The organism is Enterococcus sp. AZ095a (assembly GCF_050546735.1).
Lineage (GTDB): Bacteria > Bacillota > Bacilli > Lactobacillales > Enterococcaceae > Enterococcus_D > Enterococcus_D entomosocium.
The window spans coordinates 2582313-2598102 of record NZ_CP172953.1; the positions used below are offsets into that span (position 1 = coordinate 2582313).

Sequence of the window (15790 nt, forward strand, 5' to 3'; positions counted from 1 at the left end):
TTGATCCCCTCTTTATTTTCGAAGTATGGTTCCTGTATGCTGATCCAGTTCAGCTAACTTTTCGATTGAGGTAATAATCGCGGTTCTGGCTGCATCTTCTTCAACAAAATCAATCGCAGCTTCTATTTTTGGCAACATACTGCCCGCTGCAAAATGGCCTTCCTCGATGTAGCCCTTGGCTTGTGCCACACTGATTTCCCCTAAGGCTTGCTGATTCGGCTGATTGTAATTGATGTAGATATTGTCGACACCGGTCAAAATGATCAGGCGATCGGCCTGCACATCTTTTGCTAAGACACTGGCGGTAAAGTCTTTGTCGTTGACGGCTTCCACGCCAGTAAACCCATTATCGTTGCGAACGACAGGTACGCCACCGCCACCGGCACAAATCGTGATCACACCTGCATCGACCAATGTTTTGATGGCTTCTTTTTCAACAATTTCTTGCGGTTTCGGCGATGGAACCACTTTGCGGTAACCACGCCCAGCGTCTTCTTGATACACCCCGCCATTGGCTGCCATCGCAGCATTGGCTTCCTCTTCACTATAAAAAGGTCCGACTGGTTTGGAAGGTTTCTCAAACGATGGATCTGCTGGATCGACACGAACTTGGGTGACTAATGAGATCACCGATGGATGTGCTTGTCGTGTGGCAAACTCATTGATCAAGGCATTTTGCAGCCAATAACCGATACTTCCTTGGGTCATTGCCACGCAGCTGTCTAATTTCAATTGGGGATTTTTTTCACTTTCCCCGGCTTTTTGCTGCAACAGTAAGTTGCCGACTTGTGGTCCATTGCCGTGACAAACAATGACTTTTTCCCCTTTTTCGACAAAATCGGCAATATAACGTGCTGCTTGCGCAACAACTGCTTTTTGTCCTTCATCACTAGGGTCTTTATCTAAAATAGCATTGCCGCCTAACGCGATCACATTCAAACTCATTTTATGCTCTCCTTCTGATTTTCCTTTGCTAATACGGCAAAAACACCTAATCCGATCAGCAGTAATAGACAAGACAGGTAAAACCCGACCTGCATCGATCCTAAAGAATCGGCTAAAAAGCCAGTAACATAAGGTGCTAAGATCGACCCCGACATCCCGATAAAGTTATAGGCACTCAAGGTCGTTCCTAAGGCGCCTTTTGGTGCGTTTTTCGTCACAAAGGTCACGACGATTGGATCAAGCGCCAGCTTGCCAGTCAATCCATACAAAATCAAAACAGTGATCAATAAGGTACGATCCGTTACAAAGGCAATGGCAAATACGGAAAGGGTCGCCAATGGGACCAATAAATAGACTAATTTTTTCGTCGCGCCAGTTTTATCATTCAATCGAGCAAAAATCAGCGCACCTGGAATCGATGCCCATGGGACTAAGGAAGCAATAAAGCCGACACTCGCCCCTTCAAAGCCACGCTCGGCAATCAAGAATTGCGGCAGCCAAGTTATAATCACAAAGTTTGCATAAATGCTGGTAAAGCATAGAACAAAGGCTGCCACGAGATTGCGGTTTGAAAAAATCTGCTTCAAGGAAATCTTTTCTTTTGGCCCCTCTTCTTTTATTTCTTGTCCTTCATCTTCTGGACGAATCACTTTTTCTTTCAAAACAAAATAGAACAAGACACCGACAATCAAGGTCGGAAACGCCATTAGGAAGAAGGGTTGGCTCCAATGGCCCCCGTTATCCAAGACCAATTTACTAGAAAGCAAGTACCCGCCAGACGTTCCAAACGCCATCCCACTGTTGATAATGGCATTTCCGACGGTCCGTTTGTTGTCGGGAATCGCTTCGGTAGACAATGCGTATTGCGGACCGTAATAGGCACCTTGACCAATCCCTGCAATGGCACGAATCACTAAGAACAAAACGAAGCTTGTGGCTAGCCCACTGAAGTAAGTAGTCACCGCCAATAAAACAAAACCTAGGGCGATCACCAATTTGCGACCGATTTTGTCGCCGATGATGCCAAAAGGAATTTGCGCAACGGCATATGTCAAAAAGAAAATACTATTGGCAAGTCCTAGTTGTGTGTTGCTTAAATTGAATTCTTCTCCGATCACACCCATGATTGGATTGAAGATCGTCCGTGTGGCGTACATTAAAATCCAGCCGACAAAGAAAATAGCAACGACTTTTTTCCAGTAAGAATTGCTTACTTTGACCGCATCTTTCTGGTTACTGATTTCCATGATTTCTCCCCATTTCTATTCTTTTTCCTCAAGTGACAATGACTCCAACGCTAACAACAACCCAAAACTAAGATCTTTGCCTGACGAATGACCAACGGACATCAACTGCTGCACATCTTTTTCAATCACCTGTGGGTTTTGCTTTTTTAAATCTTTGAATAATTGCAGCATCAGAGAATTGACATACCCTTGACTGGCACTTTGAATATAAGCAAAGCTGACATCCGTCGTAGACAGCGGTTTTGCCAATGCTTGCGCTAACACTTCAGCTTCCGGCTGCTGCAAGGCATAGAGCATCGCTTGATAGGCAACTAAAAGATCATCGCCGCTAGGCGTCAATCCTTTGCCACGACCAATCAGGTGAGCAATGATTGGTTCCCAATCTGAGACAGGCTGCCGCAATGCCGCAAATACTGCTTGGGTTTTCTCATCTTCGGGCAACCCAATCTTGGTTTCTAGTTTTTGTTGAATCAGGATTTCTTTCAAAAGCTGCAATTCCGCAGAGGTGAAGGATAGCTCCTTCACCTGCAGCGAAACCAATTCTTTTTCCTCTAATGAAAGAGAAAATGTTCCTTTTGTGCTGTAAAAGGTCAGACCATGCTCTCGGACTTGCACGCGATTGCCGACCTCGATCAAAGGCAGGACTTGCTCAAACAATGCATCTGGTAAAAAGACTCCGAAGCCAGTCAAATAGTTGCGATAGTTGTTGATATTGACCAGCTGCTGCCCGATCATCACATTGAATGAACGATCAAACACGCTATGCACCCGACCGGTACGACCGAATCGTTGCAATGGGTCTAGATAATCACTGATTTTGATTTTCTCAGTCAACATCGATCCCCAGATCCTTCGCATAAGCCGTCAAGGCATTTTCAAAACAGCCTAACGGTGCGCGCACCGTCCCTGCACCCACTTGGCCGACACCTGCTTCTTTATGGGCGATCCCGGTATTGATGATTGGGGTGATGCCTGTTTCAACGACTTTACGGATGTCGATCCCCAAACAAGTCCCTTGGAAGTCCCATGTTGGGATCGAGAAGGTCGGATTATGACCGAAACAGATTTTTGCCATTTCATTGGAAGTTTCTAGCGCATCTTCAAAACCACCAGCGCCGACAAAGCGTGTTACACCTGGTGCGGCTACCATCGCCATTGCTCCGACACCGACGGTTTCAGTAATGGCACTGTCCCCAATATCAGGATTGCCATCTGCTTCGGTAAACCCAGTAAAGTACAAACCTTTCGGCGTATTGACTGGTGCAGTATGCCATTGGTCTTCTGTTTGGGCGACACGAACCCCAAAATTGACGCCGTTTCTCGTCATGGTGGTCACGATCGTTCCTTTGGCATCGACACGGGCACCGTCAACGATGGCTTTGCCGGTTGCCATCATGATATTCAAGAAGAACTGATCGGTATCTGCTAAGAACTTGATCACTTCATATTTTTGCTTTTCATCGATTTCTGTTTGGATGATCAACGGCGCGATCTCTTTCAAGAAGTTCAATGATGCTGCAATATTTCGTTGATGGAATTCATCCCCCATTGTGATCGACCGGGCAATCAATACATTCAAATTGATGCCTTCTTCAGTTAGTTTTAATGCCTTGGCAATGGTTGGTCCTAAGACGTCTTTGATCCAATCCAAACGATCGATGACTTCTTGTGAATAGGCACCAAATCGTAAGACTTTACCGATCCCTTCGTTCAAAATACAGTAGGCTTTGTTGCCGACAAGGCGGTTTTCAACCACAAAGACAGGCATATTCCCAGAAGTGATTCCCCCCATTGGTCCAACTGCCTGGACATGGTGACATGGCATAAAGCGGACTTCCCCACTTTCGAGTAAGCGGCGGGCTTCGTCTTCATCTTTCGCCCAGCGTTCAAACAAGGCAGCGCCGATACAAGACCCTTGCATCGGTCCCGTCATTTCCGACCATTGGATCGGCGGTCCTGCATGCAGCAAGGTTTTCTGACTTTCGTTTAATTCAGCGATCACTGATTTAGCCGGAACGACATCGATCAAGAATGGTTGGGCATTTTTGATTTTATCCGTCACTGCTTGGTTTTCATCTGTGATTTTTTCGTCAAATTCTTCTAACGCGTCTAAAATACGGATCATTTTCTTGTTGCCGTTGGCACGAGGACGCCAGTTGAATTGTTCTGTTTTCCCGCCATATTGCAGGATCGATTCATTGAAGCTTTGCAAGCCAACATTGATGATCCGTGGTTTGGTGGTCAACAGCTCCATTACTTTCTCGCTGACTGTCGGCACCTCAACCTTGCTACCAGTATAGTCATTGACTGTTTTGTCTGCTTCAGAAAGAGTCGCCCCTTTTAAAGCTAGGGCTAATTGCACTGCTTGAGCATTGCTTGGTGCCACATAGACGCCAGCTGCTTTCAAACGGTTGACCGCTTCTTGGTAGTTTTGCGGATCTTTTTCAGTTCCGCAGACGGTAGCAACAAAGTACAACGCGCGATCAGCTGCTTGGGCTGTTTGCTGTGCAGCTTCGATAGCTGGTAACAAAGCTCCTACCATATCTGCATGCGCGCCGTAACCTAGCACCACATCAAATAGAATGACCCCGGTTTGCTCATCTTGCGCATAGTCTTCGATTTTTTTGATGCGCACTTCAGGATCGATCATTGGATGCGGTTTGCCTTGGGTATAGATATCATCACCAAGGTCGATCACATCGTAGCCATGGGAATGTAAGATATAGCCTTCTTGTTTTACAAGGCCTTCTAAATTCAAGGCTTCGGAGATCAGCATTCCTGCTTCGGCAGCTAATGTTCCGCCAGAATAAAGACCTTTAACCACTTTGTCGGCAGCGAGCTTGGGCACATCTGGGGTTTCCACGCGTTCAAAATAGTTCGCCTTGACTGGTTCTTCATTGGCAAGATCAACAGCAATGCGCGCTGTTTCTTCCAGCGTATGTGCCAAATAGACTTTTCCTTCATGGGCTTCTGGTTTTTCTCCTAAGAAAATCGCTACTACAGGTTTGCTGATACTTTGTAGCAATTGAACGACTTCATCCCGCACTTCTTTTGCAGGTGGTTTCGAGATCACGCAAATCACATCTGTCGGTTCATGATTTTCTAAAGCAACGATGGCATCTTTGACAGTGATCGCCCCAACTTTGTCGCTTAAGTCACGTCCGCCGGTCCCGATGGCATGAACGACACCACCGCCTAATCGGTCAATGATCGTCGTCACTTCTTGAATCCCCGTACCAGAGGCACCAACAACACCGATGTTTCCTGGTGCCACGACATTCGTGAAGGCAATCGGAATGCTGGAAATAATACCGGTCCCACAGTCTGGCCCCATCATCAATAAGCCTTTTTCATGAGCCAGCTGTTTCAAACGCACTTCATCTTCGATAGCAACATTGTCCGTAAACGAGAATACATGCAAGTCATTTTTCAAGGCTTTTTCCATCTCGGCAGCACCATATTCCCCAGGAATACTAAATAGTGCAACATTGGCATCCGGCATTGCGCTCAAGGCTTCTTGCCATGAAGCCGCCGCTGGCGTTTCTTTGCCTTGATCTTTTGCTGAAAGATCAGCTAAAAATGAATCGATTGCTGGCATTACTTGATCCATGATCTGTTCGTTTTGGCTATCGACTACGATCATCATATCGTTGGGTGAAGCACCTTCAGCCTCTTTAGAAAGCAAGCCAGTGTTATTTAATATATCTTTGTTTGCATCCGTCCCCATCATGATTTGACTCATTTCGACATCGCCTAGATCATTGATCGTATTCGTCAGCAGCATTAAGTTAATGGAATCTTGGTAGTTATTCTTTAAGATTACTGTGTGCAGCATTTGTTCTCCTCCTTTTCTTATACTCTCATTCTAACGAGCCTTGTTTGCGTTTTCATTGGATAAAGTTCTAAAAAAATGCTATACTTTTTATCCAAAAGAGAAAAAAGGAGCATTTTATGAAATTAAAAGAATTGGTTGAACTGCCGCTTTTTGAAAAAAGTAAAGTCCTGACTGGCTCCATTGGTTTAACAAATTCCGTTGGTTCCGTTATGGTGTTGGAAGCGATGGATATCGAAAAATGGAGCAAAGCCCATCAATTGATTTTGACTTCTTTTTATGCCTTCAAAGACCAATCGCCTGAGGAACTGCGTGTTTTTTTTGAAAAAATGCAGCAAATCGGTGTCAGCGGTTTAGTGATCAAAGTGGATCGCTTGATCCCTATGATTCCAGATTGGGTGATTGAGCTTAGCTTTGCTTATCAGATCCCTTTGATCAAAGTACAGCAAGAAGTCAGCTATGAAGCCATCATGCTAGCGGTTTACGAACCATTGCTGAATCACCAAACCCAGCTGCTGCGTACCTATTACGAAGTTCGCCAGCGCTTCATGAAAGTCGAGCGCAACCACTCTTCTTTCGATCAGATCATGCAAGAGTTCTATCAATTGATCGAAAAGCCTTGTTCTTTGCGCATCCCCCATTTAGATGTGCATGTGTCCGTCGGTCAATCCTTTAAGAATTTCGTGGTGACCAAACAAGAACCTATGAAGACCATCGAGTTTACCAAGAACCACTACGAATATTTGGAATTATTTTCTCATGAGAACAATCAATATGTGACTGCCATCAAAGTAGAGATCATCAATCCTTACAATGATCTATGTACCCTGATCGTTTATCAGAAAGATTCGCAGATCCCTGAGGCAAAAGTCATGATTATTGAAAATGTGATCGACGTCATCTATGAACGCCTCCAAATGGCGTATTTGTTGAAGAAAGAGCGCTACAATCGCATGAACAATCTTGCCGATGCGATCTTGCAAAACACTCCTAGCAATTTGGCTGAGCTGGATCTTTTGTTAGAAGAAGCGCAACTGGATCGCTACGATTTTTACCAAGGCATCGCCTTTGCTTCCAACAGCTTTAAAGATAAGGAGCGTAAGTCCGTCGTTTTGCACAAGCTACGGGCGTTGAAAACACCCCACGTCTTTTTTGAACACCACAATTATTTGGTGATCCTCTATAATTTCCAATCGATCGCCCATCAGGTGACGAAACAGATGCTGCAGACACATTTTGATGATGCCCTGTTAGCCGATGAACATGGCTGCTTGGTGGTCAGCGAAGTCTTACGCAAGGAACAGATCAAAGAGATCCTGCCAGAGTGTTTGGATGCGATCCGCTTCAATCGGCAGTTTTATTTGGCGCCGATCATTGCCTATAGCGACTTAGGTATCTTTAGTTCCTTTATCAAGGAGAACCAACTAGAAAAGCTGCAGCAAAGCATTCCCCCGAAGCTGTATCAACTTTCGGAAGAAAATGAAGAGCTGTTCAAAACGCTGTATACCTTTTTTATCACGAATCGCAATTACAAAAATACGGCTGAAACCTTGTTTCTTCATGCCAAAACGATTCGTTATCGGCTAAGCAAAATCGAACAGCTACTAGAGATCGATCTGACAAGTCCGATCCAATTAGTCAATTACGAGATCGGCACCTATTTATTAGAGCTTCAGAAAAGGAGTCAAGCAAAATGAAAAAAGAATGGCAATTGACCACCGGTGCTTCGGTGTCCCTTTATCCTGCTTCGGAGAAATACGTGATTTACTTTCACGGCGGCGGTTTTGTTTATGGAACCCGTCAAGACATTCCCGCATCACTGATCGCACTATTTCAAGAGCAGCAATACAGCGTCCTCACAGTCGATTATTTACTGGCGCCCAATTCCTCGTTAGCGGAGATTTTGGCGCTGAACTGGCAAAATTTTCAAGAATTGCAAGCAACTGTGCTTAAAGATAACCCGTTTTGTTTCTGCGGACGCTCAGCTGGCGGTTATTTGATGCTGGCGCTGACCCAGCAATTACTGAAGGAACAACAGAGATTGCCTGAAAAACTGGTCAATTTTTATGGGTATACCGATCTTTCTTTTATTGAAAACAAACGAGTCTTGCAGCAGCCGCTCTTAAGCAAAGAGCAAGTCCCTTCTTTGGATCAAACCGAGATCGTTTGGGATGATCCGCAGTTTCAGCGCTATTTGCCTTATGTTTATTGGGTTCAACAGCAAGAACTCACCACGATCTATGGTCTAACAGCTGAAGCTCTTTCTGACTATGCCATTGATCCTGAGCTGCTTGCTCAATTTCCTCCAATTTTCAGCAGTGCCAGCAGTACCGATGAGGAAGTTCCTTTTCGTTACAGCAAAGGCTTGAAGAAAGTGCCTAAAAGCAAATTTGTCCCTGTCTATGATTTGCCCCACGACTTTTTGAAAAACGTCGAGGAGCCGCAAGTCCAAATGGTGTTTCAGCAGCTCGCCCGTTGGCTCAAACAATAATTTGATACAAGTAAAGTGAAAATAATGTTTTTTTATTTCGACGAGTGCACAGAAAAACTCTGATTGCCTTCGCTTCCTCCTTATCTCAAAAAACGTGTGGTTTAATGAAACTCTTTTAATAAAAAAAGGCTTGATACAGGCTCAATTCAAGAGAGAATGCTATACTAAAGGGGAGTATGTTATAGGAAAGAAGGATGAGGTTTTATGCATTTTGTCGGGATTTTGTGTTTGATCCTAATCACGACGACCCTCTTCTCGCATCTGGCGAGACGGATGGGCGTTCCTGCTGTTATCGGGCAGTTGTTAGCGGGGGTTTTATTAGGAGGCGCAGGACTCAATTGGGTCCATCCAGATATTCTGGTTCATGATTTTTCAGAGATTGGTGTTATTTTGCTGATGTTTTTAGCGGGATTGGAAAGTGATATTTCTTTATTGAAACGCTATTTTCGTCCAGGGATGCTCGTTGCCCTTTTGGGGATCGTGTTCCCTATGCTCTTCGGGTATGCCACGGGGGTCGGTTTTCAAAGCAGTCCCACAGAAGCGTTCTTTTTCGGGATCGTATTAGCTGCCACCTCAGTCAGTATTTCTGTCGAAGTATTGAAAGAGTTGAATGTGGTGAATACGAAAGAAGGGTCGACGATTCTTGGTGCTTCCGTCGTGGATGATATTTTGGTCGTGTTGGTTTTGAGTCTTAGCCTTTCCTTTTTAGGCGGCGAAAGCAGCCAAGCAACACCACTGCCGGTCACCTTATTGGTAGAATTGATTTATTTTGTGTTGATTTTTCTATTAGTGAAATGGATTGCTCCGTTCTTATTGGCACTTGCAGAAAAGCTATTTGCAAATTCCGCGGTGATCATCATGTCACTGATCATCTGCTTAGGAATGGCGTATCTTGCTGACCTCGTTGGGTTAAGCTCGGTCATTGGTGCCTTCTTCGCAGGGATCGCTGTCAGTCAAACGAAGGTTCGTGAGGAAGTGGAACACAGTGTCGAAGCATTAGGTTACGCCGTCTTCATTCCGGTGTTCTTTGTCAGCGTTGGCTTGGAAGTTGATTTTTCCCGCTTAAATGAGCAATTATTCTTTATTCTTGCCTTTACCGTGGTCGCGATCATGACCAAATTGGTCGGCGGCTATGTCGGGGCGAAAATCGCGAAATTCTCAAACAACAGTGCTTGGATGGTGGGAGCTGGAATGATTTCCCGAGGTGAAATGGCATTGATCATTTTGCAGATTGGTCAACAAAACCAATTGATTTCGTCCGCATTGTATTCCCCTTTGGTGATCGTTGTCTTGTTGAGTACCTTGATCTCTCCCCTGATCTTAAAATACTTTACGAAAAAGATTTATTAAGCGATGTAGCAACAGCTAGGCGATACCGATGATTGCGAAAAAAACAGCACGGGTTTTGTAGTGACCGCTCAACGGCCGATTGTTGATCGAACGTTGGGCGGTCGCTTCCTTTCCCGCGCTGTTTTTCTTTATACAGGTATAAAAGCGACAATGCTGCTAGTTACTGGAAACCAATGTTAATTTTCCATGATCGATTTGATACACATCATCCGCGACGGCATCGATAAACGCTTGATCGTGAGATGTGAACAAAACCATGCCTCGATAGCTGCGAATCAATTGTTCCAAGACGGTGATTGTCGGCAGATCAATAAAGTTCGTCGGTTCATCAAGTATCAAGACATTGGCAGGTTGAGTAAAGATGCGTGCGAGCTCGACCCGTGTCGCTTCTCCGCCGCTTAGCACATTGACTGGCTTCATCACGTCAATCTGGCTAAATCTCAGATTGTGTAAAATACTGCGGACCAGTGGTTCCTGATAGTCTGTTTGAGCCATCAATTCCGTCAAAAGCGGTGTGGTGCTGTTTTTTCGATAGCCCATTTGCTCGTAGACCGCAAAGACGATTTTCGGTGATACATAGATTCCCTCTCCACCTGCGATGATTTCTTTTAGTAAAGTCGACTTTCCCGAACCGTTCGGACCCACGATAGCGATTTTCTTCCCGGCAGCAAACTGGAAACTGCTGCTGTCTAGCAATCGTTTCGCCCCTCTTTGAATGGTTACTTGCTCCCCACGAATCGGTCGTTTATTATGCAGCTCCACTGCAGGGACTACTGGAAAACGAATCACCTGCTGCCGGGCGACGCCCTTCACTTCTTCCAACTGATCCAAGCGGCTTTCCATGGCTTTGACTGTTTTTTGCAATGACTTTTGCACCGTGTCTTTTTGTTTTGATGACGACAAACGGTCTGGTCGGATGTTCTGCTGTCGCTTTTTTTCAGAAATACGACTGCTCTTGATCGCTTGTTCTTTTTTCTTTTGGATTGCTTGGGTCAACTGCTGTTTTTGTTGCTGATACTGCGCAGCCTCCCAGGCAATACGCTGTGCCGCTTGCTCTTTTTGCTGTCGGTAACTGTCATAATTGCCAGCATACTCGGTGACTTTTCCTTGATCGACTTCCCAGATTTTCGTTGCCAGCTGATTCAATAGATACCGATCATGACTGACCACGATCAGGGTGCCATAATAATACTGCAATTCCTCAATCAAGACTTGAATTCCTTGCTGGTCCAAATGGGTCGTTGGCTCATCGAGCAAAAGTCCTAACTGATAGGAAGATAACGTTTGTGCCAACCGGTATTTGGTCTCCTCCCCGCCGCTTAGTGTCGCCAATTCATTTGTTGGGATCGAAAAACGACCGAACAGCGCCCAGTCAAGGCCCTCCGTCTTTTCAGTCACCTCAGCGATTTGCGGGAAATAGTGAAACGAATTTTCTTTTTGAATCGTTCCTGAATCAGGATCGACCACTCCCGCAATCAACTTCAGCAAGGTAGACTTGCCTTGCCCGTTTGCGCCCACGATCCCGATACGATCCGTTTGATAGGCGCTCAGTCCTTCAATGTTCAGTATTTCTTTGGACCCATAATTTTTGATTAGATTGTTTATTTTTACACTTAATTGTTCCATCAGTCTGTCCTTCCCGTCTAGGAAAACGCAAGCACAAAAAAAGGGCATAGCCTACCGCTATACCCTGATTTTAATAAGAAATTGGAAAAAAGAGGACACTCATCCCTTGAAATCACGATTGCCTAGACTTTTGAAATAGATTTAAGTTAGCTATTCAAAAGGTCAATCCACAATTTCATCGATGCTGTCATGTTTTTTCCTCCTCTTTTTGTCGTAGTTGTCTGTTGAATGACAAGCGGAAAATCAGCCGCTACTGTTTACCGTTTACGGTATTTCAGGAAGCTTCTTTAGTCTATCAACGAATCAATCGTAGCACGTTTTCAAAAAAGAGTAAAGTTTCATCACAAGAATGATTGGTCTTATACGCCATCGTTGATTTTTTCTGCTAATTTGACCGAGGCTTTTTCACCATTGAAGACTGCATGATCCAGTTCTCCTTCATCATGAGCAACGATCAACGCCACTGTGACGTCAGGGTCAACATTCAAGAGGGTCCGAAACATCCCAGAAAACCAATCGATTCCAGCCAGTAAGGCGATGCTTTCATTAGGCAGTCCTAACATAGGTAAAACCGTAGCCAGTGTGACTAATCCGCCGCCTGGAACGACGATCGTTCCCAAGCATGCCAACGAGGACAACAAGACCACTTGCAAAAGATCCCCCCAGCTCAATTGGATCTGGTACGCCTGAGCAACGGTTACGATTGCCAGGGCTAAAAATAAGGAGAGCCCATTGCTATTTAAGGTCATGCCCAGAGGCATCACGAGCTTATTGATTCGATCACTGATCCCAAATCGCTCTTTGCCATCTTCGATTTGAAACGGCAATGAAACAGCAGAGGAGGTGGTCGTAAAGGAAACCACCGAGAGGCGCCACATGTTCTTTATCAAACGAAACAAGGAAACTTTGCAATAGAGCGACGTCAAGAGAAACCAAAGAAACAAAAAGAGCAAAGATGCTGCTGCTAACGTCAATAAAAAACTGGCTAACATTCCCAACACACGAATACCGGTATCTTCTACTAAGGAAGCAACAAGGCCGAAAATCCCGATCGGCGCCAACTTCATGATCATGCTGACCATTTTTAACAAAATATGATTAAAACTACTGATCATATCTAGAAACAGCTGATTCTTTTTTTCATGCTTGATTAAGCTCAAGGCAAGGCCAAAGAAGAGCGAAAAAATAATCACTTGGATCATATTCTGCTCCACCATGGCTTGAATAATGTTCAGTGGAACAAAGTTCAAGATGACTTCTTCTATACTGCTGGTACTTAATGCAGTTTCTGTACTTTGCAGCAGCGACTGGTCAAGGCCTGCGCCGGGCTTGAGGATCAAGGCGAACAAGAGACCGAAAATAGCGGCGACGAGGGTCGAACCGGTAAACCAGAGGAAGACTTTCCCGCCGATCCCACCTAATTCTTTTGGATCAAGTCCCCCCACCGCTTCAATCACCGAGCCCATGACCAACACGACCACAGACATTTGAATCAGTCGCAAGAAGAAGTCCCCGACTAGCTGCATTTGATCACCTAAACCGGGAAAGGAAACGCCCCAAAAAATCCCCAATACCGTTGCAATCATGATTTGGTTGGTCAAACTGATTTTTAAGGATCGTTTTTTCATCTGTTGTTCCTCACTTTTCTACTTTGCTGTTTTCTTAGAGTTTACAGTCAAGAATAAGAATGTACCACCGATCAACAAAATAATTGCGATATAAAAGCCCATTACTTTTGACCCTGTTGCATCCGAGATCGATCCGGTCAATGTTGGTGCGATAACGGAAGACATCATGCCGAAAAAGTTGAAGACCCCTAATGTCGTACCGACCCCAACTTTTGGTGCATTTTCCCCTAGCCAAGAAATGATGATTGGTTCAACCGCTAGTTTTCCAAGGAACCCGTACAAGATCAACGCGATCATTAAGAAGGTCGAATTTGTTGCTTGCACCGTTACTAATAACATCAACGCCGCTAATACTTCTAAAATAACGATAAAGGTAACTTTTTTATGCATGTATTTGTCTGCCAAGCGGCTAAAGAACAAGGCCCCAGGAATCGAAGCAAATGCCACCAATGAAGAAGAGAATCCGATTGCGACTCCTTGGAAGCCTCGTTCTGTTCCTAAGAAGTTTGGTAGCCAAGTAACCGTCATATAGTAGGCATAACACGTCGCAAAATATAACACATACGTAAAGAGCATCCGCAGGGAGAACAAGGTCGAAAGGGAAACTTTTTCTTTCGGCTGATCCGTTGTTTCTTCTTCAGCTGCTGCTTGACTCTCCAAGAAAGCTACGTCTTCTTTGTTGCTGCGGATCACCAATGCGAAAGCGATCGTCATACAAACGATCAAGAAAGCGGATAAATACATCATTGTTTGCCAAGGCATGTTCATCTGAATAACGATAAAGCTTGATAAGATCATCCCAAACCCTGAACCAACGGCAGAACCACTATTGACGATCGCTGTTGAGAAGCTCTTCTTTTCTTTCGGAATGTTCTGTGAGGTCAAAGAATACGCGGAACCATAAAATGATCCACAGCCGATCCCTGCTAAAAAGCTACCGGTATAGATCATGGAGATTGAAGAGGCTTGTGAAATCAGTAAAGCTGCCAGTGCAAATACCACAAATCCCGGAAGCAGAACTGTTTTCTTCCCAATCTTATCCACTAAAAAGCCGGCAGGGATCTGCATGATCACATAGCCGAAAAAGTAAAAGCTGGCAATCGATCCTAATGCTGTATCAGAAATATTGCCGCCAAGTGACTCATTGATTTGCGGATAGACCGGTGATAACGCAGCGCGATAAATCCAGATAGTGACCCAGCCTGAACACATTAAGATAATAATTTGTTTCCAGTAGGCAAGCCCACCACGTTCTTTATTGATTTCCATTTTTTTCCCTCCATCAGTTACACAAGTAAAGTTTGTGAAGCACGTCAACGAAAGCGCTTTAAGATAGTCTTAGTGTACGTTTTTTTGCCGACGATTGCATTTGTCATTTTTCACAAAGCGCTTTCAGTCGTTGTGCATTTGTGCTAAAATTTTAAGTCGTTTTTTGGTAGTAATTTAACGCAGCGATGAGTGCTTTGCCGGCAGAAATTGGTGCTTGCTGGTACAATAGTGCCCCTTCTAACGCGGCTAGGACATGTAAAATATTTTCTTTGCGGCTGCTGTAGCCCATATTTCCAATCCGCCAGATTTTTCCTTCTAGATCACCAAATGAACTAGCGATCTCTACACCAAAGGAGTGAAGCATCTCTTCTCGGACAGCTTCGCCATCAACACCTTCTGGAATAAAGATGGGGGTAACTGTCGGCATTTTGGTTGCTTTTTCGCCATAAATCGAAAGCCCCATTGCCTCCAGTCCAGCGACCAACGCCCCTTCATTCGTCAAATGACGTTGATAGGCTGCATCGAGGCCTTCGTTTAGCAACATCCGTAATCCTTCATGAAGCGCATAGATCATACTCGTCGCTTCTGTGTGATGGTTGATTCGCTCTTTGTTCCAGTAGCGTTGCAATTGACTCAAATCCAAGTAATTACTCATAATGTGCCGCTTGTTTCGATCCGTTTTGCTCAAGCCTAATTCTTTTTGGTAACGGGCATTAAGGACGGCTTCGACTCGATCGTTGTAGGTCACTAATGAAAGACCAGACGGCACACTTAAACACTTCTGTGTACCGGCAATTGCCAAATCGACACACCAATCATCGACTGACAGGGCCACGCCACCATAAGTCGCCACCATGTCAACGACAAAGAAAATATCTTTTGCGCGACAATACTGCCCAATTTCTGCTAACGGCTGCATTTGCCCATTGGCAGTTTCCCCGTGGACCATCGCCACGATCTTGGGTTGAAATGCGTCGATTTCTTTGATGACCTCTGCGGGTGCAAAAGGAGCCGTCCATTCTTTTTCTACATATTTGACTTGCGCTTGGGCACGTTCACAGATTTCTCCAAGTAAGAAAGCAAAGCGCCCATAGGCGGGGATCAAGACTTTGTCCCCTGGTTCGATCAAAGCGATCAGCGCCGCTTCTAAACCAGCTCGGGAAGTCCCATCAATGGCAAATGCCTCTTTGTTTTTGGTTCCAAACGGTTGTTTGATCATTTCTTTGACCTCATCCATGATCGCCAAAAAATTCGGATCAAACTGTCCCAAAATACGATTGGTCATTGCTTGAAGAACAGCTGGATGGGCTTCTACAGGCCCAGGTGTCATGATCGTACGTTGTGCGATCGTTAACTCTTTATACATCTTTTCCCCTCATTTCTCTTTTTGATTTCACTGCCC

11 protein-coding genes are annotated in these 15790 nt (G+C 44.9%); 3 read left to right on the forward strand and 8 right to left on the reverse strand.

Annotated elements, in window-relative coordinates; genetic code table 11:
* Positions 1–12: 12 nt before the first annotated feature.
* Genes arcC through fdrA form a run of 4 tightly spaced genes read right to left on the reverse strand, consistent with a single transcriptional unit; the run spans position 13 to position 6027 of the window.
* Positions 13–945 carry a carbamate kinase gene (gene arcC / locus IGJ26_RS11905; RefSeq protein ID WP_008379201.1) on the reverse strand — a complete coding sequence of 311 codons (933 nt, stop codon included), beginning with the start codon at positions 943–945 and terminating at the stop codon, positions 13–15.
* A complete protein-coding gene (locus tag IGJ26_RS11910; RefSeq protein WP_008379204.1) occupies positions 942–2192 on the reverse strand; it encodes an MFS transporter in 1251 nt (416 codons plus the stop codon). The genes arcC and IGJ26_RS11910 overlap by 4 nt, the downstream gene beginning before the upstream one ends.
* A gap of 15 nt (positions 2193–2207) precedes the next feature.
* On the reverse strand, positions 2208–3029 hold the full coding sequence (locus IGJ26_RS11915) for a DUF2877 domain-containing protein (protein ID WP_086297672.1): 822 nt from the start codon (positions 3027–3029) through the stop codon (positions 2208–2210).
* Positions 3019–6027, reverse strand: coding sequence for a DUF1116 domain-containing protein (gene fdrA / locus IGJ26_RS11920; protein WP_087665003.1), 3009 nt, complete (start codon positions 6025–6027; stop codon positions 3019–3021). The genes IGJ26_RS11915 and fdrA overlap by 11 nt, the downstream gene beginning before the upstream one ends.
* 116 nt (positions 6028–6143) lie before the next feature.
* On the opposite strand from fdrA, the gene IGJ26_RS11925 reads away from it, so the two are divergent.
* The 3 genes from IGJ26_RS11925 (at position 6144) to IGJ26_RS11935 (ending at position 9865) form a co-directional block, all read left to right on the forward strand.
* Positions 6144–7721: a PucR family transcriptional regulator gene (locus IGJ26_RS11925; RefSeq protein ID WP_008379210.1), complete on the forward strand. Its 1578-nt coding sequence runs from the start codon at positions 6144–6146 to the stop codon at positions 7719–7721.
* A complete protein-coding gene (locus IGJ26_RS11930; protein WP_008379212.1) occupies positions 7718–8515 on the forward strand; it encodes an alpha/beta hydrolase in 798 nt (265 codons plus the stop codon). Before IGJ26_RS11925 ends, IGJ26_RS11930 begins: the two co-directional genes overlap by 4 nt.
* 204 nt (positions 8516–8719) lie before the next feature.
* A complete protein-coding gene (locus IGJ26_RS11935; RefSeq protein WP_005234488.1) occupies positions 8720–9865 on the forward strand; it encodes a cation:proton antiporter in 1146 nt (381 codons plus the stop codon).
* A 156-nt stretch (positions 9866–10021) separates the two neighbouring features.
* Here the strand turns inward: IGJ26_RS11935 and abc-f are convergent, their stop codons facing one another.
* The 4 genes from abc-f to IGJ26_RS11955 all read right to left on the reverse strand — a co-directional run bounded on the left by abc-f (position 10022) and on the right by IGJ26_RS11955 (position 15754).
* Positions 10022–11491 carry a ribosomal protection-like ABC-F family protein gene (abc-f, locus tag IGJ26_RS11940; RefSeq protein WP_194199697.1) on the reverse strand — a complete coding sequence of 490 codons (1470 nt, stop codon included), beginning with the start codon at positions 11489–11491 and terminating at the stop codon, positions 10022–10024.
* 359 nt (positions 11492–11850) lie between these two features.
* Entirely contained in the window at positions 11851–13119 is a 1269-nt protein-coding gene (locus tag IGJ26_RS11945) for a dicarboxylate/amino acid:cation symporter (protein WP_087665006.1), read from the reverse strand.
* 18 nt (positions 13120–13137) lie between these two features.
* Entirely contained in the window at positions 13138–14388 is a 1251-nt protein-coding gene (locus IGJ26_RS11950; protein WP_005225368.1) for an MFS transporter, read from the reverse strand.
* Positions 14389–14539: 151 nt separating this feature from the next.
* Positions 14540–15754, reverse strand: coding sequence for a pyridoxal-phosphate-dependent aminotransferase family protein (locus tag IGJ26_RS11955; protein ID WP_008379221.1), 1215 nt, complete (start codon positions 15752–15754; stop codon positions 14540–14542).
* Positions 15755–15790: the final 36 nt, after the last annotated feature.

Coding starts and splice junctions, on each gene's coding strand:
- arcC (WP_008379201.1), bottom strand. CDS start 945: ATGAGTTTGAATGTGATCGCGTTAGGCGGCAATGCTATTTTAGATAAA.
- IGJ26_RS11910 (WP_008379204.1), bottom strand. CDS start 2,192: ATGGAAATCAGTAACCAGAAAGATGCGGTCAAAGTAAGCAATTCTTAC.
- IGJ26_RS11915 (WP_086297672.1), bottom strand. CDS start 3,029: ATGTTGACTGAGAAAATCAAAATCAGTGATTATCTAGACCCATTGCAA.
- fdrA (WP_087665003.1), bottom strand. CDS start 6,027: ATGCTGCACACAGTAATCTTAAAGAATAACTACCAAGATTCCATTAAC.
- IGJ26_RS11925 (WP_008379210.1), top strand. CDS start 6,144: ATGAAATTAAAAGAATTGGTTGAACTGCCGCTTTTTGAAAAAAGTAAA.
- IGJ26_RS11930 (WP_008379212.1), top strand. CDS start 7,718: ATGAAAAAAGAATGGCAATTGACCACCGGTGCTTCGGTGTCCCTTTAT.
- IGJ26_RS11935 (WP_005234488.1), top strand. CDS start 8,720: ATGCATTTTGTCGGGATTTTGTGTTTGATCCTAATCACGACGACCCTC.
- abc-f (WP_194199697.1), bottom strand. CDS start 11,491: ATGGAACAATTAAGTGTAAAAATAAACAATCTAATCAAAAATTATGGG.
- IGJ26_RS11945 (WP_087665006.1), bottom strand. CDS start 13,119: ATGAAAAAACGATCCTTAAAAATCAGTTTGACCAACCAAATCATGATT.
- IGJ26_RS11950 (WP_005225368.1), bottom strand. CDS start 14,388: ATGGAAATCAATAAAGAACGTGGTGGGCTTGCCTACTGGAAACAAATT.
- IGJ26_RS11955 (WP_008379221.1), bottom strand. CDS start 15,754: ATGTATAAAGAGTTAACGATCGCACAACGTACGATCATGACACCTGGG.